This is a genomic window from Actinoallomurus sp. NPDC052308 (assembly GCF_040679195.1).
Lineage (GTDB): Bacteria > Actinomycetota > Actinomycetes > Streptosporangiales > Streptosporangiaceae > Actinoallomurus > Actinoallomurus liliacearum.
This window is the reverse complement of the sequence record NZ_JBFAUM010000009.1, coordinates 177,987-200,179: the sequence shown is the minus strand read 5'-3', so window position 1 is coordinate 200,179 and position 22,193 is coordinate 177,987. Positions and strand designations below refer to the sequence as shown.

The 22,193-nt window shown below is 71.7% G+C and carries 16 protein-coding genes; 9 read left to right on the top strand and 7 right to left on the bottom strand.

Going from position 1 to position 22,193, the window contains the following annotated elements; translation table 11 throughout:
- The first annotated feature begins 5 nt into the window (after positions 1-5).
- Positions 6-1,196, top strand: a complete 1,191-nt coding sequence (locus AB0L00_RS23365) for an FAD-dependent monooxygenase (protein WP_364437787.1) — start codon at positions 6-8, stop codon at positions 1,194-1,196.
- Here the strand turns inward: AB0L00_RS23365 and AB0L00_RS23360 are convergent.
- Positions 1,171-2,457, bottom strand: coding sequence for a hydroxyacid-oxoacid transhydrogenase (locus AB0L00_RS23360; RefSeq protein WP_364437784.1), 1,287 nt, complete (start codon positions 2,455-2,457; stop codon positions 1,171-1,173). The genes AB0L00_RS23365 and AB0L00_RS23360 overlap by 26 nt on opposite strands.
- A 364-nt stretch (positions 2,458-2,821) precedes the next feature.
- Between AB0L00_RS23360 and AB0L00_RS23355 the strand changes: the two genes are divergently transcribed.
- From AB0L00_RS23355 to AB0L00_RS23340, 4 genes are read left to right on the top strand one after another with little or no spacing between them, the layout of a single operon-like run.
- Positions 2,822-4,864 carry a hypothetical protein gene (locus AB0L00_RS23355; RefSeq protein ID WP_364437781.1) on the top strand — a complete coding sequence of 681 codons (2,043 nt, stop codon included), beginning with the start codon at positions 2,822-2,824 and terminating at the stop codon, positions 4,862-4,864.
- The gene (locus AB0L00_RS23350; protein WP_364437779.1) at positions 4,852-6,027 is read left to right on the top strand and encodes a DUF58 domain-containing protein; all 1,176 of its coding nucleotides are present in this window, start codon (positions 4,852-4,854) and stop codon (positions 6,025-6,027) included. Before AB0L00_RS23355 ends, AB0L00_RS23350 begins: the two co-directional genes overlap by 13 nt.
- A complete protein-coding gene (locus AB0L00_RS23345; RefSeq protein ID WP_364437776.1) occupies positions 6,024-6,869 on the top strand; it encodes a hypothetical protein in 846 nt (281 codons plus the stop codon). Before AB0L00_RS23350 ends, AB0L00_RS23345 begins: the two co-directional genes overlap by 4 nt.
- Entirely contained in the window at positions 6,757-8,202 is a 1,446-nt protein-coding gene (locus tag AB0L00_RS23340) for a DUF3488 and transglutaminase-like domain-containing protein (RefSeq protein ID WP_364437773.1), read from the top strand. Before AB0L00_RS23345 ends, AB0L00_RS23340 begins: the two co-directional genes overlap by 113 nt.
- A gap of 18 nt (positions 8,203-8,220) precedes the next feature.
- Here the strand turns inward: AB0L00_RS23340 and AB0L00_RS23335 are convergent, their stop codons facing one another.
- The 3 genes from AB0L00_RS23335 to AB0L00_RS23325 all read right to left on the bottom strand — a co-directional run bounded on the left by AB0L00_RS23335 (position 8,221) and on the right by AB0L00_RS23325 (position 12,217).
- Entirely contained in the window at positions 8,221-9,825 is a 1,605-nt protein-coding gene (locus tag AB0L00_RS23335) for a serine/threonine-protein kinase (RefSeq protein WP_364437771.1), read from the bottom strand.
- Positions 9,826-9,894: 69 nt separating this feature from the next.
- A complete protein-coding gene (locus tag AB0L00_RS23330) occupies positions 9,895-10,185 on the bottom strand; it encodes a hypothetical protein (RefSeq protein ID WP_364437768.1) in 291 nt (96 codons plus the stop codon).
- Positions 10,186-10,240: 55 nt separating this feature from the next.
- Entirely contained in the window at positions 10,241-12,217 is a 1,977-nt protein-coding gene (locus AB0L00_RS23325) for a hypothetical protein (protein WP_364437765.1), read from the bottom strand.
- A 313-nt stretch (positions 12,218-12,530) separates the two neighbouring features.
- Between AB0L00_RS23325 and AB0L00_RS23320 the strand changes: the two genes are divergently transcribed.
- Positions 12,531-13,205, top strand: a complete 675-nt coding sequence (locus tag AB0L00_RS23320; protein WP_364437762.1) for a helix-turn-helix transcriptional regulator — start codon at positions 12,531-12,533, stop codon at positions 13,203-13,205.
- Positions 13,206-13,227: 22 nt separating this feature from the next.
- Here the strand turns inward: AB0L00_RS23320 and AB0L00_RS23315 are convergent, their stop codons facing one another.
- A complete protein-coding gene (locus AB0L00_RS23315; protein WP_364437759.1) occupies positions 13,228-17,469 on the bottom strand; it encodes an FtsK/SpoIIIE domain-containing protein in 4,242 nt (1,413 codons plus the stop codon).
- 258 nt (positions 17,470-17,727) lie between these two features.
- Here AB0L00_RS23315 and AB0L00_RS23310 point away from each other — a divergent pair, with 258 nt between their 5' ends.
- On the top strand, positions 17,728-18,936 hold the full coding sequence (locus AB0L00_RS23310) for a sialidase family protein (protein WP_364437757.1): 1,209 nt from the start codon (positions 17,728-17,730) through the stop codon (positions 18,934-18,936).
- Between the two features lie 81 nt (positions 18,937-19,017).
- Positions 19,018-19,680 carry a hypothetical protein gene (locus AB0L00_RS23305; protein ID WP_364437755.1) on the top strand — a complete coding sequence of 221 codons (663 nt, stop codon included), beginning with the start codon at positions 19,018-19,020 and terminating at the stop codon, positions 19,678-19,680.
- Between the two features lie 9 nt (positions 19,681-19,689).
- Here the strand turns inward: AB0L00_RS23305 and AB0L00_RS23300 are convergent, their stop codons facing one another.
- Together AB0L00_RS23300 and AB0L00_RS23295 are read right to left on the bottom strand one after the other, a co-directional pair.
- On the bottom strand, positions 19,690-19,887 hold the full coding sequence (locus AB0L00_RS23300) for a hypothetical protein (protein WP_364437752.1): 198 nt from the start codon (positions 19,885-19,887) through the stop codon (positions 19,690-19,692).
- Positions 19,888-20,015: 128 nt separating this feature from the next.
- On the bottom strand, positions 20,016-20,837 hold the full coding sequence (locus tag AB0L00_RS23295) for a DeoR/GlpR family DNA-binding transcription regulator (RefSeq protein WP_364437750.1): 822 nt from the start codon (positions 20,835-20,837) through the stop codon (positions 20,016-20,018).
- A gap of 278 nt (positions 20,838-21,115) precedes the next feature.
- On the opposite strand from AB0L00_RS23295, the gene AB0L00_RS23290 reads away from it, so the two are divergent.
- Complete coding sequence (locus tag AB0L00_RS23290) at positions 21,116-22,192, top strand: substrate-binding domain-containing protein (RefSeq protein ID WP_364437747.1); 1,077 nt, start codon at positions 21,116-21,118, stop codon at positions 22,190-22,192.
- The last annotated feature ends 1 nt before the right edge of the window (position 22,193 follow it).

Here is a 22,193-nt window from a genome sequence, read left to right as displayed (position 1 = left end):
AGGGAATGGAGAACGAGATGCCGGATCCGAGCACGGCGGTGCGCAGCGCGATCGTGGCCGGTGGCGGAATCGGTGGACTCGCGGCCGCCCTGGCCCTGATCGGGCGTGGTTGGCGGGTGCAGGTGCTGGAGCGGGCGGCCGAGTTCGGTGAGGTGGGGGCCGGCCTGTCGCTGTGGCCCAACGGCGTACGGGCGCTGGAGGCGCTGGGAGTGGGAGCCTCAGTGCGCGAGTACGCGCTGCCCGAGACCCAGGCCGGCATCCGCGATGTCTCGGGGCGCTGGCTGTCGCGCACCGACACCGCCGAACTGGAGCGTCGCTACGGGCCCGTGGTGATGATCCACCGTGCGGACCTGCTGGACACCCTGCGCCGAGCCGTCCCCGCGGCCGCCCTGCGCACCGGAGCCACGGTGACGGCCGTCGACACCGACGGGCCACGGGTGCGGGTCGAGCACACTCAAGGCGTGTCCCACGCCGACCTGCTGATCGGCGCCGACGGCATCAACAGCACCGTGCGGCGGTCGATCTGGCCACAGGCCGCCGCGCCCCGCTACGCGGGATACACCGCGTGGCGGCTGGTGGTGGAGACCGGCCCGCCGTCGGCCGGCGGCGAGACCTGGGGACGCGGCGAACGCGTCGGGATCAGTCCGCTCCCGGGCGGGCGGACCTATCTGTTCGGTGTCGCGAGCGTTCCCGCCGGGCAGCGCGGCGCCGATGGGGAACTCGCGGAGCTGCGCCGTCGGTTCGCACACTGGCACGACCCGATCCCGGCCCTGCTGGAGGCCGCCGCCGAGGACGCGGTGACACGCCACGACATCTACGAACTGCCGCCGCTGCGGTCCTACGCCACAGGGCGGGTCGCGCTGCTCGGCGACGCCGCGCACGCGATGACCCCGAACCTGGGCCAAGGAGCCAACCAGGCTCTGGAAGACGCCGTGACCCTGGCCGCGCTGCTGGACGCCCACCCCACGGTTCCCGCGGCGCTGGCCGCCTACGACCGGGATCGCCGGCCGCGCACCCAGATGATCGCCGAACGGTCCCGCCGCATCGGCGTCCTGGCACAGTCCACCTCGGCGCCCGGCCGGGCGCTGCGCGACCGCCTGATGCGGCTGATCCCGGCCTCCGCCATGCTCCGCGGCCTCGCCCCGGTGCTGTGCTGGCAGCCTCCCCACGTCACCACAGGGTCAGGGAACGGGTGAAGATCTGCGCGAGGTCCTCGTCCGTCACCGGCCGGGGCGCCATGTCCAGCAGGCGGCGCTGTTTCGCGGCCCCCTCGACGAGGGCCGGAACGTCGGCCTCGGTGTAACCGGCCCCGCCGATCCCGTCGGGCATCCCGATGTCCCGCATGAGGCTCAGCAGCGCCCTCGGAAGGTGCTCGGCCGCGTCGGCGGGCCGTTCCATCTCCGGGGCGAGCAGCTCCGCCGCGCGTACGTGCCGCTCCGGGCAGGCCTCGAAGGTGAACCGGAACGCCTCCGGCGCCGTCAGCGCCACCGCCATGCCGTGCGGGATCAACGGCTGTCCGTCCGGGTAACCGGCGGGCCGGAACTCCCGGACCCGCCCGGCGATCGGATAGGCGCCGGCGTGCGGGATGTGAACGCCGGCGTCGCCGAACCCGAGCCCGGCGAACGTCGCGGCCAGCGCCATGTCGCCCCGGGCCTGGGCGTCGTCACCGTCCTGTACGGCGGTCCGGAACGACCGGGCGATCAGGGTCAGCGCGCGTTCGGACCACATGTCGGCGACCGGGTTGGCGCCGCAGTACGGCACCCGCTGCTCGGGGGACTTCCGCTCGAAGGAGGTGTACGGCTTGGCGGTGTAGCTCTCCAGGGCGTGACAGACGATGTCCATGCCCGCCGACGCGGTGACGCCCGCCGGCTGGGTCGTCGTCAGATCGGGATCGACCACCGCGAGGGCAGGCCGCAGCCGGGGATGGCTGATCCCGGTCTTGACCTTCAGCTCGAGCACGTCGAGCACGCAGACCGTCGTGCTCTCGGCGCCGGTACCGGTCGTCGTGGGCACGGCGATCAGGGGCAGCAACGGCCTGGCCGGAGCCCGTCCGGCGCCGATCGGCGGGTTCAGGTAGTCCGCCAGTTCGCCCTCGTTGGTCGTCAGCAGGTTGATCGCCTTCGCGGTGTCGATGCTGGATCCGCCGCCGACCGCGACGTAGGCGTCCCAGGGGCCGGAGTCGCGGGCCCGCTCGACGGCCTGGCGCAGACCGGCGTCGGTGGGTTCGACGCGCACGCCGTCGAACACCTGCGCCTCGATCCCGTACGCCTTCATCTGGTCGGCGATCCGCTGCGGGGCGCCGGTGGCGGCGACGCCCGGATCGGTGACGAGCAGGACCCGGCGCGCGCCGTACTGGGTCAGATCGAATCCGATCTCGGCGGACGCGCCGGGGCCGAACTTCAGCAGTGGCGCGCCGTAGGTGAACACCGATTCGGGGTTGCTCGGAATGGATGCCATGGAATCGCCTCCTCCCGGCCAGCGTAGAAGCTCGTCGATCGTCGCCGGCCTGCGCTACCGGGGGGCACCGCCGCCACTGTCGGGTCCGGAAGGTTTCCACCAAAGTGGAAGGGACTTTTCGGAGGCTCCTTCGTAGGATCCTGCTGCGCTCACTGACAGCGCTTCTCACCGCCCTGTTCCTAAGCAGGAAAGAGCAACGGTGCCAAGGATCCGCCGACTCGAATTCTGGAATCGCGGGCATCGGGACGACGAGGCCGCGGCATCCGCGAGGTCGTTCGAGCGACGGTGCCGCGATGCCGTCTCTCGCGTGTTCCGGAGGCCGCGTCTCCGCGGGGGGCGACTGACCGGTTATGTCGCGGTCACGGTGATCGGTGTCCTTGGGGCGGCGTCGATCGCGTGGGGCGCCGGAATGCGCGGTGCCGTGCCACGCCTGTCCGACGTCGGCGCCTGGCTGGGGAGTTCGAAAAAGGGCGAGGTCGTCCACGCGAACGGCCTGTCCGGAAAGGTGGACGGCCGGGTCCGGCTCACCGCGTCGAACGGCCATCCGATGCGCGTCATCCAGGACGGTCCGACGGTGCTCGTGGTGGACGAGGTCACCGGTCTCGTGAGCCGCATCGATCCCGGTCAGCTGAGCGTCACGCAGTCGCGATCGTTCGGAGCGGCGGGCATCCGGGTCGTGGCCGACGCGCGGACCTCCTACGTCGTCGACCCGGTCCAGGGCACCGTGCAGCGCATCGACCCGGTGACGCTGTCCACGATCGGACGGCCGCTGACCCTGACGGCGCCGCTGGGCGAGGCCGCCATCGACGGGCAGGGGACCCTGTGGGTTCCCGTTCCGGCGCGGGGAGAACTCGTGCCGATCCGGGGTGATCGGCCGGGTACGCCGGCCAAGGCCGGGAACCCGCAGGATCCGCTCACGCTCACCATCGCCGCGGGCGTCCCGGTGGTGACCGACGCGCACACCGCGACGACGACGGTGATCGGGACCTCCGGTGGCGGACTGCGGGTGAACCTGCCGTCCCCGATCAGCCGGGACACGACGCCCGGGGGTCTGCTGGCGCCCGCTCACACCGATGGCGTGCTCGTCCCCATGGTGGCGCGCTCGCAGGGCTCGCTCGTGGTGGTGGACACGGGAACCGGTGCCCTCACGACCGTGGGACTCGACACCCGCGGTGACGACCTCGGCGTACCCCAGGCACTCGGCCAGAAGGTCTACATCCCGGACCAGGCCAAGGGCGACCTCATCGTCTACGACGCGGCGGCGGCCCGGTTCGAGGACCGCATCCCGGTCAGCGGCCGTCGCGGCCCGCTGGAGTCCTTCGTACGGGACGGTCTCCTGTGGGTCAACGACCAGAACAGTGCCACGGCCGTCAGCGTGAGCTCGTCCGGCGCGGTGCACCACGTCGGCAAGTACGACCCGGGCGCGCCGTCCGACCGCCCCTCCGCCGGTCGTGGATCGCCGCCCGCCACCGCGTCCCAGCCCGCCACCGGGTCGCCGCCCGCCACCGCGCCGCCGACCGTCTCTCCGCCCTCTCCCGCGCCTCCGGCGCAGGCGCCGGCCGGCCCACCCGGCACCGTCACGGCGACCTCCGGACCGGGCTACGTCGACGTCACGTTCAGCCCGGCCGGCAGCGGCACCCCTGTCGGGTACGAGTTGCGCGGTTCACCGGCGGGCGGGTCGGCGCAACCGGCGCGGACTCCGGCGGGCGGACCGTTCTCCTTCCACGTGACCGGCGGACGGTGCGCCACGGAGTACAGGTTCACCGTCGTGGCGCTGTACGCGGGTCGGCGGGTGTCGTCGCGGCCGAGCCAGGCGGTACGGCCGTGCGTCGCCCCGGGCGCGCCACGAAGCCTCGCGGTCCGCGGCCGGAAGGAAGGCGAGGTGGATCTCGCGTGGCAGCCGCCGGCCAACGCGGCCGGCACCGACGTGGCGTACGACCTGTCGTGGAACGGCGCGCGCTCCGGTTCGGCCGGCGGGCTCACGGGCACCTCCCGCGCGGTCACCGGGCTCGCGTCCGGCGGCGACTACGACTTCACGCTGACCGCTTCGAACGCGGCGGGCGCGGGGAGGTCGGCGTCGGTGACGACGACGTTGGCCTATCCGACTCGCCAGTACCAGGTCTACAACAACTCCAAGCTCCCGCTGAACGTCCGCGCCGCTCCCGACCAGGGCTCGGCGTCGGTGGGCACCATCACGGCCGGCGGGCAGCCCACCGTCCCGGTGATCTGCCAGGTCACCGGCGGGAGCGTCACCGACCCGGTCGACTCGACGGTGCACGGACGCATCTGGGACCGCATCACCTGGAACGGCGGGACGGCCTACCTCAGCGACCTCTACGTCCACACGCCTCGGTCGGCGGCCGGTGACTACGGCGCGTTCTCCGACCCGCCGCTGTGGCACTGCTGACCCGCCGGGCCGTCGTCATGCTGACACCGAGGGGCTGGGGCACGCTGGCCGCCGTCGTCGTCACGTACGCGTGTGCGAGCGGTCTCGGTTACGCCGAGCTCGGGATCGTCGCCGCCGGGGGCGCGGTCCTGCTCGTCGCCTGCGTGGTCTGGGGGGTACCGCGGCCACGGCTCCGGGTGGACCGTGAGATCGCACCGCTCAAGGTGGCCCGCGGCGATCCCGCCGTGGGCGTGGTCACCCTGGTCAACGTGGGCCGCCGCGAGCTGGGGGGACTGCGCGCCGACGAGGTCTGCGGCGCCGGGACCGTCTCGGTGGACGTTCCGTCCCTGCCGCGCGGCGGACGGCGGACGGTCAGCTACGCGATCCCCACCCGGCGGCGAGGTGAGGTGACGGTCGGGCCGTTGCGGCTTCTCCGCTCCGATCCGCTGGGCCTGGTCCGGCGGGTCGCGGTGTACGGCGACGGCCGGACGCTGCTCGTTCGCCCGAGGACCTTTCCGCTGCCCATGCTGCCGTCGGGCCGGTCCCGTCACCTCGAAGGGCCGACCGCGGACAACGCGGTCGGCGGCACGGTCACGTTCCACGCGCTCCGCGAGTACGCCAGGGGCGACGATCTGCGTCACGTCCACTGGCGGTCCAGCGCGCGTACGGGGCGGCTGATGGTCCGCCGGTTCGTCGACGCCGGGCTGCCGCACACCACCATCGTCCTCGACGTCCGGCCGGACGTGTACTCGGGCGGGGACGACCTGGCCGAACTCGCCGTCGACGTGGCCGCGTCGGTCGCCGTCGCCGCGGGCCGCCACGGCTTCCCGGTCCGGATCCTCGCCGGCTCGAGGTCCCTGGTGCGGACCCGAGGCGGCCGGAACGACGTGACCACGCTGCTCGACGCGCTGGCCCTCGTACGGCCGGACCCCGTCGAGGCACTCCCCGAGGCGCTCGACGCGCTGCGCGGGGGGCCGGCGGGCGGCGTGCTGATCGTCGTGACCGGTATGCCGGAGCCGGCCGAGTTCGTCGGGCTGGCCGGTCTGCGCGGGCGTTTCGACCGGGCGGTGGTCGTCCGGCTCGGTGCCGCGCCGGGCACCGCCCTCATCCCCGGTGCGACCTGCGTGGACGCGGTGGACGCCGCGTCGGTGATCGCGGCCTGGCAGCGTGAGGCGGCGCGGTGACCCGGCGCCGTCAGGTCGTCTCGGCGCTGCCGTCCGCGCTCACGGTCGCCGTGGCCGGCCTGGCCTTCCACCGGGTCTTCGGCTGGCGGGCGCTGCTCCCGGTCGTCGCCGTCGCCGTGCTGGTGCCGAGCGTCATCGTCCTGCTCCTGGCCGCCCGGCGCCGGCCCTGGCCTTTGTGGACCTCTCTGCTCCTTGCCGTGGGGTGCTTCCCGCCCGTCGTGTCCGCGACGCTGTTCCGGGCGCACGCGGCGTTCGGGTTCCTGCCGAGCGCCGCGACGTTGCGGGAGATGGCCGGCGGGCTGCGCGACTCGTGGAAGGTGACGCTGACGACCCTCCTGCCGGTGGCCGATCGTCCGGACGTGCTCGTTCTCGCGTCCGCGGTGGTGTGGCTCGGCGCCCTCGCCGCCGCCGAGACCGCCCTGCGCACCCGGCTGGTGACCGCCCCGATCGTGCCGGCGCTCGGCGTGCTCGCGGTCGCGCTCCTGCTCGGGGCGGACGGTCCGGGTTCCAACCGCGTCGTCGCCTCCGGGGTGGTCGCCCTGGCGGCGCTGGCCGCCTGGGCTCGCGCGTCCGCCCGCGTGCCGAGCCTCGCCATCGGGGCGCCGGCACTGGTCGGGCTCGCCCTCCTCGCCGGTGCGATCGGCCCGAACCTGCCGCTGGTCGCCCACCGGGCGCCGTACGATCCACGCCGGCCACATCTCCGTACCGCCGCCGGACGAACGGGTGGGCGTGAACCCGCTCGACGAGGTCTCGGCATGGCTGCAGAACCCCGAGACGCCGCTGTTCACCGTGCGGGCGGCGAGTCCGGAGAACTGGCGGCTGGCGATTCTGGACCGTTATGACGGTCGTGTCTGGGCGCCGTCGCAGCGCATGGTCCCCACCGGCGGCCGCGTGCCACCGCCCGTATCCGGCCCGGCGGTGCGACGGCGGGTAGTCCAGGACATCACCATCGGAGGCCTGAGCGGCCTTTGGCTGCCCGCCGCGGACCGGCCCGCGTCGGTCGGCGGCCCGGCGGTCTACGCGGACGCGGCCAGTGGCACGCTCCTCGCGCGGGCGCCGCTGCACCCGGGCCTTCGCTACCGGGTCGTCTCGCAGGTGCCGGAGTACGCTCAGCGCCGGCTGGGGGCGGCCGTCGCCGACGACAGAGCGGCGGCGGACCTCGCGCTGCCCGAGCGGGACGCGCGGGGGCGGCCGATCCCGCAGCGGCAGTCGCTGGGCCGGCTCGCCCGGCAGGCCACGGCCGGCAGCACCTTCCCGTTCCAGCAGGCGCTGCGGCTGGCCGACTACCTGCGTACGAACGAGGTCTACGACGCCGAGGCCACGCCCGGACACGCCTACCGCAACCTGGAGTTCTTCCTCACCACGAGCCATCGGGGCACCTCCGAGCAGTTCGCCGCGGCGTTCGCGGTGATGGCCCGCACGCTCGGGCTCCCCAGCCGGGTGGTCGTCGGGTTCCGCCCCGGCGCCGGAAGCGGCGGCACCTGGCAGGTGCGGGCGGGCGACGTGCTCGTGTGGCCGGAGGTCGGCTTCAAGGATCTGGGCTGGGTGCCGTTCTACCCGACCCCCGACCGGGCGTCCGGCCAGGCCGGGGCCCCGGCCGTGCCCGCGGGGGAGTCGGCGGCGCGGCGCGCGGCGGACCTGAAGGCCGCCGCCGCCCGGCCGGCCCCGCCCAGGCGTACGACACCGGCCGTCCCGAAGGCCACGGGCCCCACGCGCGGACGGACCATCAGGGGCCGGCCGTGGGCCGCCGTCGCGAGAGCCATCCTGGTCGTCGCGGCCCTGGCCGCTCTGAGCTACCTGCTGCTCGTCACCATCACGCCCTACTGGCGCTCGCGGCGCCGGCGACGCGCGGCGCGACCCGCCGTACGCGTGGTCGGTGCCTGGCGGGAGACGTTGCACCGGCTCGGCGCCGTAGGGCTCGCTCACGCCACGAACCTGACCGCCGAGGAGGTGGCGCGGTCCGGTGCCGACCTGGTCGGGCCGCCCGCCGCCGAGCACCTGCTGCCCTTGGCCGCGCTCGTGAACCGGGCGTGCTTCGGCCCGGCTCCCACGGAGGAGGTCGCGGCCCGCGAGGCATGGGAGCACTGCGACGCGGTGGCGCAGATGATCGCCTCGTCGCTCGGTCCCGCCCGCCGGCTCGGCCGGCGCCTGCATCCACGGGTGCTGCGCCGATGACCGGCTTGGGGCCGTTCGTCACCTCGTCGGTTCGGGAACCGGTATGGCACCGCGGATACAGGCCGGTTTCGACCAGGCGACGACGGACGGCTGCCCGAACACCACCACGGCGCCCACTCGGAAGCAGTAACCGGTCTTCGGATCCAGTTGGACCACGGTCGTGGTCGTCGTGCCGGCGCGCAGCGGCCGTGGCCCGGTGCTCCCGGCCGGCACCTGCTGGAGGAACAGCGGGAACCCGTCGGCCGACCCGAGCCGCCAGTGCAGCGTCACGCTGGTGTCATTGGCGACCGCCGTGAGCCTGGTCGGGCGGGCGGCCTGGACGACGGCCGCCGGGGCACTGGCGGACGGCGCCGTCCGCAACGACCGTGGTGACGGGCCGGGCGTCGATGGTCGTGCCTCGCCGGTATGGCCGCCGACGTACAGGACCGTGCCGGCGCAGCCGAGCGCCAGGGCGGCCGCCCCGGCGACCAGCCACCGCCCACGCCGCCGTCGCCTCGGTCCGGCCGGGGCGTCCCGGGACGCGCCACGTCCGGGCCGCAGCATCGTCTCGGACAGGTCGGGATCCTGCGGCGTCACTTCGCCGGGCGGACCGGTGTCCGGTCCGCCGCGGTCTCCGGGCGGGTCCGGTCGCGGGTGAGTCGGCGGACCGGTGGTCGCGGACGCGTCCTCGTCGAGGGTTCGATGAGGCGGGTCCGGGACCGGCCCGAGAGGGCCACGCGGCGGGTCGGTCACCGGCGCGAAGGAGCGATTCGGCAGGTCGGTGACCGGCAGCGCCAGGTCGGCCTGGATCCGCCGCAGCTCGGCCGCGAACGCCGACGAGGTGGGAAAGCGGTCCGGCGGTTGCCTGGCCATCGCCTGGCGGATCGCGTCGAGCACCGCCGTCGGAACGTCCGGACGCGGGATGGCGGGCGGGTCCTCACTCAGCATGCGCAGCAGTACGGGCGCGATGCCCTCGTCACCGCTTCGCCGGTACGCCGGCCGGCCGGCGAGCACTTCATAGAGGGTCGATCCCAGTGAGTACACGTCGGACGATTCGGTGGACTGTCCCCCGTGCAGCACTTCGGGGGCCGTGTGGTGCGGCGTCAACGCGTCCGTCACGGAGGAGGAGTCCAACCGGCTCCTGAGCCGGGCCACGCCGAAGTCGGCCAGCGCCGGCTCCCCGTAGCGGGAGATGAGGATGTTCTGCGGCTTGACGTCGCGGTGCAGTACGCCGGACTCGTGGGCGGCGGCCAGGGCGCCCGCGATCTTCACGCCGATCCGCAGCACCTCCTCCACCGGCAGCGGGCCGGCGGCGTCGAGGCGTTGCTTCAGCGACCCCCTCTCGAAATACTCCATCGCGATGTACGGACGGCCGGACCGGGTCGTACCGGCGTCGTACACGGTGACGACGTTCGGGTGACCGGCGAGGAGTCCGGTGAGCCGGCACTCGCGCAGGACCCGGCGTTGGATCCGGTCGTCGACGGCCGGCACCGACAGGACCTTGAGCGCGACGTGCCGTCCCATGGTGACCTGCCAGGCCCGGTAGACCACACCGAACCCACCGTGCCCCACCGGGGCCAGGTCACGGTAGCCCGCGACGTCCTCGCCGAGCCCGCGGTCGGCGCGGTTCTTTCGCCATGCCATCAGGAGCCTTCGAACGTGTGAGGGTGCCGGCGCGCCCCGGCGTCGCCGGCACCCGGTCCGGTACGGAGGTCAGCTGCCACCGGCGGTGAGGATGTTGCCAAGCACCTTGTCCACGCTCTGCTGCAGATCCGTCAGCGCGCTCTGGATCTGCTTCAGGTCGTTCTGGACCTTGGGCCAGATGTCGCCGCGGAACTTGATGGCGTCGCCGCCGTCCCAGTGCTGCGGGTTGCTCAGGTCGGTCCCCGCCCGGTTCAGCGCGGTGATGGTGTTCGGAAGCTGACTGTTCAAGATGTTGAGCAGCGTCTTGCTCGCGTTGACCGCGACATCGTCGACGGTGACGCGACCGGTACCTGCTGCCATTGTCGAATCCCTTCGTGAGGTTGGTGAGATGGGAGTCCGCGAGAGCGGTGATCTCCTATTGGGTCACGGTGTTGAGCACTTGGTCCTTGTATCGCGACCGGAACCCGTTCAGTACGTCCTCGATGGATTGTCCGTTGAGGTGATACTTGAGCGGATTGTTGAGCACATCGATGATGTTCTGGCTGCTCGAAAGGTCGACGGGCCCGTTCGGTCCGACGACTTGGCCGGTCTGTATGAGGCTGACGACCATCTGGAACTCGGCGGTCTGCTCCGCCACGTAGGCGAGAGCGACGGCATCGGCGTTCGCGTTCGGCGCCGTGAACAGACCGCCGATGATCGGAATCTGGTCGTAGGGAATATTCGGGTGGGCGGCCGACTGGAGCCACGCTGCCAAGGCGCTCGATATCGCGGCATAGGAGACCTTGGCCAGAACCGGCGTCGACGGGGAAGGAAGGAGAGACGTCGTAACGCCGATCACGATGTTCTCGATGATGCTCTGGACCAGCGCCTGATTGTCCGCGATCTTCTGGTCGCTGCTCTTCATCCACTTCAAGAATGGCTGCAGCATCTCACCGAATTCGGAACCGTAGCCCTCGCCCCAGAGGGTGAGATAGTCCATGTCGGCCGAAGAGGAGGGAGCGGTGATGATCTGTATTACGCACTGCGAGACGAAGTCCGAGACGGCCTTCTGCACATCCTGCGGGTGATCCGAGGTGACGCCGTCCATCGCCGTTCCGACTTTGTCCAGCAGGCCGGCGACCTCGGCAGGGGTATGCAGCGTCTGGACCCCCTTGAGCAGGATATCGAAGATCAACTCCTGGCGCTGGTCGCGGTTGGAGTTGCGGAGGCTGAAGCCGCCGTTCAGCAGCTTCTGGAGATGCTCGGAGTCGAGACTCTCGAAGAAGGTGACCGCTGACTTCGGATCCTTCTGGAGGCCGTCGAAGAAATGCTCGTTGAAGTAGCTGAGGTCGACGAGTCCCATCTCGTCGACGATCCAGTTGCACGCTTGAGGGCTTAGGTCACCGCTTGAGACGGCGGCAAGTATGCCCTGCAACAGTTGCTGCTCGTAGGACTTGAAGCCTGTCGTTCCCGGCGCCGTACCCTTCGGATATGGCTTGACCAACAATGTCTTCAGGGTCACCTCGTCGAGGCCGTTCAGGAAGGCCGCCATGAACGCCGGGTCGTTGACGTGCTTGGCCAGTTCCTCGAGTAGCTCGGAGGTCGCGCCCTCCTTGTTGAACTTCGTTGCCAGATCCGTGCCGGCCTCTTCGGAGATCGTCGCGGCGAGATCCTTGTCGAAACTCGCGTCGTCGAGCGTCACGGTCGCGACGCTGCGCGGATCGATGCCTCGCCGGTGGAACTCGTCGAGGACGCCCGGAGGCCAGGTGCTGTTCGAGCCCGTGCTCGCGTCCTCGAAGGTCTTCCCGACGTCGTGCACGTGCGCGTCGGTCGTGCGGACCGTCGTGAGCAGCCCGGACAACCGCGTGATGAACGGCGATGAGCCGCCGGTGTACAGGTCGGGAATGGTCGCCGTCAACGGATGGTAGGCACCCGCCGGGATCGTGAAGTACCCGTTGACGGCGTTCAGCAGCGCGCCGTTGATCTGTGGCTTGACCTTGTCGTTCTCGTCCGTCGTCGCCTTGGCGTACGCGTAGAGGTTCTCGGGGACGGCCGACTGCTGGCCCGGTTGGCCGGGGTGGCTGTTCGCGCGCGGTGCGTCGGCGGGTGGTCCCGGGGAGGTCGTCTGCGCGGGAGTGCCGTTCTTGACCTCACGTGCCTGCGCGCTGGCATTGTCTATCTGAGCGGCGTACGCGTTGAGTTGATTCGCGTCGTCGCACAGTTGCGACTGCTGTTTGTTGAAGTCGTCCTTCCAGCGCTCGTACCCTGTGCCGACCCAGCAGCCGAGCTCTGAGATGAGCTTGGCACCTCGTGTTCCGGCCAGACCCGTGACGTTGCCGGCCGCCTTTCGGAGGGCGGCCGCCAGGGTCTCGGCGGCGGTGAAGTCATACCAAGCAGACGGGTCCTGCGGCACCTTTACGTCCTGTGCTCGATCATCGGCTTCGGCTCTTCCATCACCCGATGGCCTGTCGCGTGCCGGTGATCGGACGCGTGACCTCGGATGTCGCAAGGAGCTTACGGATCGATCCGCCGGCCGACCATGGCCCAAAAGTGGAAGTCGCTTCGTCTCGGAGGCATGCGAGAATCGGAGTATGTCCGCTGAGCCGTTGGCTTCGGCGTCGTTCGGTCATCCCGGATCATTGCTGGACGGCTCCGACCTGAGACGAATCCTCGACTTTCTCGGTGACTGTGAAGGGCTGCGGAATCTTGTGGATTTCCGGCAGGCCGTGACCGAGTCGCTCGCCCGGCGCCTCGGCTACCGCACCACGACGTTCTTCGTCGCGCCGACTTTCGCCGGGCTGACCGCCGACCAGGCTCCGGTCACTACGGGCCGGGCCACGCGGATGGTGCCGTCGTACGTCGAAGAGTTCCATCGCAACGATCCGCTGGTCGACGTCAACTTCTGGGTGCGGCAAAGCCGGCCGCGTCCGATGTCACTCGATGAGCTCACGGGAGCGATGGGCCCGTCACATCGCCGCTACCTCGAGACCTTCCTCTTCCGTAATCGCATTCACGCGAAAGTCGTGATTCCGCTGGTGCCCGGCGGAATGACCGCCGCCGGCGGCTGTGCCGGCATCGGGCTGCTGGCCGAGGAGCCCGGCGCCTTCGGGCCGCGCGACCTCGCGATCGCCCGGGAACTTCACCGGCATCTGACCAACCTGTTCCGGCACCACACGGCCGAGGTGACCGGACCACTGATCATGCCCACCCTGTCACCGCGACAGCGGGACGTCGCGGAGCTGGTGGCCCAGGGGAAGTCCAACAAAGAGATCGCACAGGTCCTCTACGTCGGCGTCGACACGGTGAAGAAGCACCTGACCCAGGTGCTCAGGCTGACCGGCTGTTCCAACCGGACCGAACTCGCCATCAAGTACGGGGCGGGGCCGCGCGTGAGCGGATGAACACCTGGAAGCGTCGCTCTGCTCACCTGGACGCCTGGGCCACCTGCACGCCGTCGAGGGTGCCGTCGGACACGAGGTAGCCGCGGCCCGGCGTCGCGGCCATCCGGTTGGTGCGGGGCAGTCCGACGCCGAGCAGGTCACCGTCGAGATCGTGGTCGGGGATCAGGAGAACCCCGCAGTGGCTGTCGCGGACGGAATGGGTCCAGTGACCGTACGCCCGGCGCAACGCGTCGGCGCGGCCGGCCGCCACCACGTGCATGTCCGCGACGTTCGAGGAGACGAGGCGGTTCAGCACTCCGTGCGGGTCGTCGACGGAGTCGGCGTCGTCGACGAGAACGACGAGCGGCCGGCCGCTCAGCTCCTCCAGCGCCGGATCCAGCGCTTCGTAGTCCGTGACGAGTCGCGCGAGGCCCGGGGCGTCGCGCAGGGGGGAGCGGCGCGGCGCGTACCCGAGCACGGCCGGTGCGCCGGCGCGACCGGTGAGAACGGCGGCGATCGCGCACAGCGCGGTGCTCCGGCCGGACCGCGCCGGCCCGGCGATCAGCGCGTGCTCGCCTTCGTACAGGGTCAGGCCGGCGGGCTCCAACGTCGTGTCGCCGACGCCGAGCGGGAGCCACCAGGGATCGCCCGTGACCCGGGGTACGGCGGTCAGCTCGGACAGTTGGACGCCGGCGGGCAGTACGCCGACGCGAGGGGCCACGCGGCGTGCGTGCGGGCGCAGCGCGCCGACCTCGGCGACGGCCGCGGTCAGGTCCTCTCCCGGCCAGGCGAGCTGGATGACCTGGCCGCTCGCCGCGACCACGGCCCGGCCGGGCACGAATGCCGGAACACCGCCGCGCGGCACGTCGAAGTAGCCGTACTCCCCGGCGTCGGCGAGGCGGAACACCAGCTTCTGCTGCGTGAGGGCGGCCCACGGCCCGGGAACCGAGCCCGCCCGGTCGGCGGTCGCCGCGATGAGGATCCCGACGGCCGGGCCGTCCGCGTAGACCCGCTGCAGGTCCTCGATCAGGCGCATACCGGTGAGGTCCTTGTCGTGGTCGGCGATGAAGGCGCCGAGATTGTCGATCAGAACCAGCCAGGTCGGACGGCCGGCGCCGCCGGAGGCCTTGCGCCGGTCGAGCTCGTCCCGCAGCAGACGGACCAGGCGGAGCCGGCGTTCTCGCTCGGCGACGCCGACGTACGCGCCGGTGTGCGGCAGCCCGGCCAGGGGGGACAGGTCTCCCGCGTCCATGTCCAGGACGTACAGGTGAAGCTCGTCCGGCGCGTGGCGGCGTGCGGTCGCCAGAGCCAGTGCCGCCAGGGCGCTGGTGGTGCCCGCGCCGACCACGCCGTACAGCAACAGGTTGCCCGCGCCCGGATCCCACCCCACCGCGTACTGCGTCTGCCGGTCGGGATCGTCGGCGAGCGCGAGGGCCGGTAGGCCGGCGGCCTCGCCCTGCAACCCCCGCGCCGCCGGGTCGGCCAGGTCACCGGCCGCCACGACGGTGGGCAGCGGCTCCGGCCAGGGCTGCCGCGGCGGGCGTGCGCCGAGCGAGGCGAACGCCTCGTTCGCGGCGGCGACCAGGCGCTGCAGATCGGTCGGGCCGTCCGGGGCCGGCCCACCGGGGTTCGCGGCGTGTTCCCGCTCGAAGCGGAAGGGCGTGACGGTCACCGGTCCGGCCGCGTCGCGGGCCGCGCTGACGCCCGTCGACAGGGCGGTCTGCACCGGCAGCACCTCCTGGGTGCTGACGCGGTAGAACGCCCGGCCCCACTGCCTTCCGCCGATGCCCGCGGCCGCGGCGTCGTCGATCACGTCCTGGGAGTCCGAGGCGCTCTCCAGCCGCAGCGCGATCCGCAGCTTCACGTTGTTCTTGATCGCGTCGTTGACGGAACCGGCGGGCCGTTGAGTCGCCATGATCAGATGCATGCCCAGGCTGCGGCCGAGCTGGGCGATTCCGACCAGGTTGTCGACGAAGTCCGGCAGCGCCTTGACCAGCGTGGCGAACTCGTCGATCACGACGACCAGCCGGGGCATCGGCTCCAGCTCGGGCCGTTCGGTGTCGCGCAGCCGCTGGTAGTCCCGTACGTGCGACAACCCGGCCTGACGGAGCAGATGTTCGCGGTGCCGCAGCTCCGCCTGCAGGCAGCGCAGCGCGCGGGCGCCGAGCTGCTCGTCCAGGTCGGTGACCAGGCCCACCGAGTGGGGCAGCCGCGCGCATTCGTCCAGCGCGCCGCCGCCCTTGTAGTCGACCAGCGCGAAGGTCAGGTGTTCGGGATCGTTGTTCATCGCCAGACTCGCGACGAGCGTCCGCAGCAGCTCGCTCTTGCCCGAGCCGGTGGTACCCGCGATCAGCCCGTGCGGACCGTCGTCGTCCAGGTCGATCCCGAACACGTCCTTCTCACTGACCCCCAGCACGGCGGTGGCGCGCAGGTCCGCCGCGCCGGCCCGCCACCGGCCGACCACCGCGTCACCGCCGACCTGTTCCATTCCGAGCAGCGGCAGCAGCGTCACCGCGTCGGGCAGCCCGGCACCGCGGGCGTGCAGCTCAGGGTCCTCGAACCGGGCCATCGCCCGGGCGCAGTCACGGGCGAACCGCTCCGGCATGCCCGTCGGAAGCACCCCGGTCACCGTGTCACGAAGGGTGAACCGCTCGAGCACCGCCATGCCGTCCTCGGCGATCTCCAAGGTGCTGGAGCAGACCGCCGGAAGCCGGTCGGTGATGACGATGCCCGCCACGGGCCCGCCGCGGCCGGCGAGGAGCTCGCGCAACGGGCAGGGACGGCCCTCGAGCAGGGAACGCCCGTCGACGACCACCAGGATCAGCGGCGCGGCGTGCTCGGCCGCGTCCTCCCGACCCACGGCCTCCGCACCCGCCGACAGGAGGAACCCGGCCAGCCTGTCGGCCTCCTCCGCGCCCGCCGCGAGCAGCCGCGCCGAGCCGCCGCTGCGCCGGTCCACGGTGTGCGGCAGCCATTTCGCCCAGTCCCAGTCCGTGACCCGGTCGGTGTCGGCGAACACGGCCACCACGAGGTCCGCGGGACCGGCCGACACCGTCGCCTGGCACAGGAGGGAGCGCGCCACGGCCGTGGTCGACGTTCGCCGGCCGCGCAGGCCGACGACACCTCCGGCGGACAGGCCGACCTCCACGGGGACGTCGCTCAGCCGCGCCATCTGCCGGAGCACCGCGGCGACCTCGGGCGCCGCGTCCCCGCCCTGGCCGAGCGACAACGGCGGCGTCCACGGCACGGTCGCCGTACCGATGGCGACGTCACCGAAGTCCGGGGCGCTCGGGCGGCGTTCCCACAGCCGTACGCTCGGAGCCTGCGCGCGGAACAGGGCCTCGGCCGGATCGGGCGACACGGCGCGCCGATGTGCGATCTCCACCGCGCGGCGCACGCGCAGCGTCTCGCGCAGGCGTTCCAGCCGCGCCGTGAACTCGCGGACTCCGCGGCGCATGCTGCGCCGACCCTTCGTACGGTCCTCCACGAAGTTGGCGAGGAACATCAACGGTGTCAGCGCGGCGATCGCCGCGTACCGGACGTCTTTGGAGATGACGACGAACGCCCCGGCCATGACCAGCGGGCCGACCAGCGTCGCGACGCTGAACGTGACCCCGGACCTCGTCGTCGGCTTGACGGGCAACGAGATCGGCTCGGTGTCCACGGTGCCGGCGGCGCGGGGCGCACGGGTGAACGGCAACGTGCCCGCCGGTGAGGCCTCACGTACCGGGTCAACGGACACGACCGGGCCGAGCGCGGTCGCCGGCACGACCCGGATCAGGATCGCGCCACCGAGCGCCACCACGTCGTCGGGGCCGAGAGCGACCGTCCCGACCAGCGCCTCGCCGTTCACGTCCGTGCCGTTGCGCGAGCCCAGATCGGTGACCGACACCAGCCCGGCCGGGTTGATGTCCAGGCGGCAGTGCTCTCGCGAGATGGCCGGATCATCGATCCGCACGGCGGCGTCGCTGCGCCGCCCGATGATCGCGGACCCGGGGCCGAGCGGGAACGAGCCGCCCGCGGCCGGTCCACCGACGACGCGCAGCCAGACCAGCGCCGGTGCGGCCGATGGCGACCGGTGGTCGGCCGGTCGCACGGTCGACCCGCCGACCAGGCCCGACTCGCCGAGTCTCTCGTCCCCGGGAACCGGCCGGCCGTCGATGGAGAGCCTCGGGGACGGCGCGCCCAGCACGAGGGCGAGGTCCGCCACCGACGCGTTCGGCCGCTCGATCACCACGTCGATCTCCCGCGCGCCGTCTCCGTCCTCGTAGCGAAGCTGCACCATTCGCCGCTGCTCTCCCGTCGATGTGCGGTCTCAGCGCACGGTGGGGGATCTGAACGATCGGTGCCGACGCACGCATGCCGGCCGACTCGTCCGATCGTTCCCTGGAAGGACGGGGCAGATCCTAGGGCTGAAAGGCACGCGCCGGTATTCCCCTTTCGGGTACGTGCCGAGACCTCCCTTGACGACCTGGGCGGGTCCCGTTAGCTTTCCGCGACATGGGACGTCCTACCATCGGACGTCCTATGTCCAGGATTGGGGATGCTCATGCGTCTGCAGAAACGCGGAGGCACGGCGCTCGCCGCCGGTGCCGCCGCGCTGGTCGCGGCCACGGCCGCCGGCGTGGCACCGGCTCAGGCCGCAGCGGCCGGCCGGTGCGAGGTGTCCGTGCCGTACACGGCGAAGACCGAGGGGTACAGCGCGTTCCGCATACCCGCGGTCGTCGAGACCAGGTCGGGCGACCTGCTGGCGTTCGCCGAGGGCCGGTCGGACGGGCTCGGTGACGCCGGGAACATCGACACCGTCGTGAAGCGGTCGACCGACGGCGGCTGCACGTGGTCGCCGCTGCGGGTCGTCCAGGACAGCGGCCCGAACACCTCCGGCAATCCCGCGCCCGTCGTCACGGCGAGCGGCCGCATCGTGCTGCTGACCACCTACAACGCCGGCAGCGCCACGGAGACGCAGATTCTGCGCGGACAGGTGCCGCCCGAGGACGGCCGGCGTGTGTTCGTGCAGTACAGCGACGACGACGGCGCGACCTGGTCCGCGCCACGGGAGATCACCGCCGCTGCCAAGCCGCCGAACTGGCGCTGGTACGCGACGGGGCCCGGCCACGCGACGCGGCTGACCCACGGTCCGCACCGCGGGCGGCTCGTCGTCCCGGCGAACCATTCCATCGCACCGCCCGCGGGCTCCTCCGACCTCGGTTCGGAGGCCAAGTACTACGGCGGGCACGACCTCTACAGCGACGACAATGGCCGGACCTGGCACATCGGCTACGTCGACGACGTGCCCGACGGCCAGGTGAACGTGAACGAGACGACCGCCACGGAGCTGCCGGACGGGCGCGTCTACTTCAACACGCGCGACCAGAACGGCACGGCGCCCGGAAACCGGGCCGACGCCTACAGCGTGGACGGTGGCCGGACGCTGCAGCAGCCGTTCCGCCCGCAGCCGGCGCTCGCCGGACCGGTCGTGGAGGGCAGCGTCCTGCAGGTGCGCGGGCGCAAGGCGCCGCTGCTCTTCGCCGGCCCGGCCGATCCGAGCAAGCGGGCGGTGATGACGGTGCGCGCCAGCCGGGACGGCGGCGCCACCTGGCGGTCCGCGCTGACGCTGTCGCAGCTGCCGGCGTCCTACTCCGACCTCGTCCAGATCGACGCCCGCACGGTCGGCCTGCTCTACGAGACCGGCACCGCGGGCGCCAACGAGACCATCACCTTCCGCCGCATCGACCTGCGCGACCTGTCCTGAGCCCCGATCGTCCGCCGGCGACTCCTGCCGCATCGGCCCGTATCGGTGCGGCAGGGCCCGGAAGAGTCGGATCATGGGGGCATGGCCCAAGACCCCCGATTCGACGAAGGCCAGGCGGCGGCCGTCCCCGCCCCGGTCGCGGACGCGCCGACCTCGCCCCCGGACGGCCCGGACCTGGCCCTGACGCACACCGCGGAGACCGCCAAGGCCATCAAGCCTCCCGAGACGCCCCGCACCGAAGAGCTCGAGGCGACGCTTACGCGTGAGCTCCGGCCGGCCCGAGTGGTGCCGCGCTGGGCCGGCTGGCTGATCATCGTCGCCGGTGTCGCCATGCTGCCGTGGATCACCGGACTGAGTTTCGTCCTGCCCACCAGCCATGAGGCGGCCCACTACAACGCGTCCTGGATCGGCTTCGACCTCGGGCTGTGCGCGATGCTCCTGCGCACCGGCTGGCTGGCGCAGAAGGGCCGGGAGCACATCGAGCTGAGCGCGGCGATGACGGGCACCCTGCTGCTGGTCGACGCGTGGTTCGACGTGGTGACCGCCGACAGCCGCGGCGAGTTGACGCTCGCGCTCGTCCTGGCGTTCTGCGGTGAGCTGCCGCTGGCCGCCTTCTTCCTGTGGATCGCCGGGCGCGTCGAGTACCGCCGTCAGCGGCGCGCCGAGGCGATGTCGCGGATCCTGCGAAGGCTGCGGGTGTATCGCTCCCGTGCCGCCCGCGCCTCCGGGGAACAGCGCGGCTGACGGCGGCCGTCACCTGCTGGGCTGGGGAGCCTTGCAGTTCGCGGTCGGGTTCAGCCCGATGTAGTTGAGCGGACCGGAGATCATCGTGAGGCCGATCGTGGCGAACTTGGTGCAGCTCCCGTCGAAGTGGGCGTAATAGTGGCGCTGCCCGGCGGCGAGCCCCCCGATGACCAGCCAGACGACGACCATCCACCGTCCGACCCGCATCGCCACCTCCGCTGACCTCGCCGTCGACTCCGGAGGTACGACGGTCACCAAAGATCGCCCATAGTTAAGCAAGTCCCGCGGTGCAGTGTCACCTCGCCCGCGGAAGGCCGGGTACGGGGCGACCGGCCTCAGGGCAGGGTCGGCGAGCCGGAGCCGGCGACGTGCAGGGGGACGCCGCGCGTGCGCAGCGCCGCGACCTGGTCGGCCGACGTCTCGGAGTCGACGATGACGAGGTCGAAGGCGGTCAGCGCGGCGAGCTGGTGCAGGCCGTTCTTGGCGAACTTGCTGTGGTCGACGAGCAGGACGCGACGGTCGGCGGAGTCCATCAGCGCCCGCTTCACCGCGACCGTCTCCTGCGACTGGTGGTAGCAGTGGCCGTTGGTGATCGCCGTGGTCGACATGAACAGCAGGTCGGCGTGCAGCGACCGGATCGTCTCGCTGGTGCGCAGGCCGAGGAAGGCGTCGTAGGCCGGGTAGTACGCGCCGCCGAGGGCGATCAGGTCGATGTCGGGCTTGCCGGCCAGCAGGTTCACCGCGGCCAGGAAGTTGGTGATCACGGTGAGCGGTCCCAGTGACGGCAGCAGCTCCGCGACGGCCAGGCCGGTGGTGCTCTCATCGATCATGATCGAGGCGCCGGGGGAGACCAGCTCGATCGCGGCCTGGGCGAGCTGCCGTTTGGCCTCGGCCATCGCCTGCAGGCGGTGCCGCACGTCGCCGTGGTAGATCGCGGACGGCTGCGCCGTGGCGCCACCGCGTACCTTGCGCAGCCAGCCGTTGCTCTGCAGTTCGTCCAGATCGCGGTGGATGGTCATCACGCTCACGTCGAACGTCTCGGCAAGGCTCTTGACGTGCACGAACCCTTCGTCCACGACACGCTGACGGATCTTCTCCCGGCGCTCTCGCGCGCCTGCGGCGTCGCTTGCGGCCGGTCCCGTCGCGTCCTCTGCCACCTGCGTTCCTTCCCCCGGATGAAGCTGGATGTGATGTTCCGCGCGGAACGTAACATACACCCCGCGATGGCGAGGAACGCCGGATCCAGTGGCCGTGGCGGGGTCACCGGACATACGAGGTCGGCGTTTTGTAACACCTGATAACACGATTCGATGTTAAAAACCCATAGAAGCTTGACATAGTTCTGCTCTCGGGTGTTTCGTTCGTCACTCGAGAGGCGGTTCTCGCTGGCCGCCGTGCCTCCTCGACCCCCGAACCATCGGAGGAGAACGTGACAATGCTTCGTCTCAGAACGGTCGCCGCGGCGACGGCCGCCGTCGCCGCGCTCACCGCCGCCACGGCCTGCTCGCAGAACGGCTCCGGCGGCTCCGGCGGATCCGGTGACGCCAAGAAGGCCAAGATCGCCTTCCTCATGCCGGACATCGCCTCGACCCGGTACGAGCTGTACGACGCGCCGCTGTTCAAGGCCAAGATGAAGCAGCTGTGCCCGGACTGCACGGTGCTGTACCAGAACGCCGGCGCCGACGCTTCCAAACAGCAGCAACAGGCCAGCTCGGTGCTGGCCCAGGGTGTCAAGGCCATCGTCATCGACCCGGTGGACTCCGCGGCGGCCGCCTCGATCGTGCGGACCGCGCAGGCGCAGAAGGTCGCGGTGATCGCCTACGACCGGCCGATCCCGGCGATCAAAGCCGACTACTACGTGTCGTTCGACAACCAGAAGATCGGCGCGCTGATCGCCCAGTCGCTGGTCGACCACCTCAAGCAGCAGAAGGCCAAGGGCGGGATCCTCGAGGTCAACGGTTCGCCGACGGACGCCGCGGCCGGCCTGATCAAGAAGGGCATCCACAGCGCCGTCGACAGCAGCGGGCTCAAGCTGCTCGCCGAGTACGACACGCCCGGCTGGGAGCCGGCCAAGGCGCAGGACTGGGTGAGCGGCCAGATCAGCAAGTTCAACGGGCAGATCGCCGGCGTCGTCGCGGCCAACGACGGCACCGGTGGCGCGGCGATCGCGGCGTTCAAGGCGGCGGGCGACTCCGTGCCCCCGGTGACCGGGAACGACGCCGAGCTGGCCGCCGCGCAGCGGATCATCGCCGGCGACCAGTACAACACGATCTCCAAGCCGATCAAGATCGTGGCGGAGGCCGCGGCGGACGTGGCGTACAAGTTCGTGCAGGGCAAGCCGCCCGCGGGACAGACCACGCTGTTCAACACGCCGTCCCAGCTGTTCACGCCGACCGTGGTGACCCAGGAGAACGTCGGCAAGGTGCTGCTCGGCCCCGGCGGTGCTCTCAAGGTCTCCGACGTCTGCACCCCGACGTACGCGGCGGCCTGTACCAAGCTCGGCATCAAGTAGC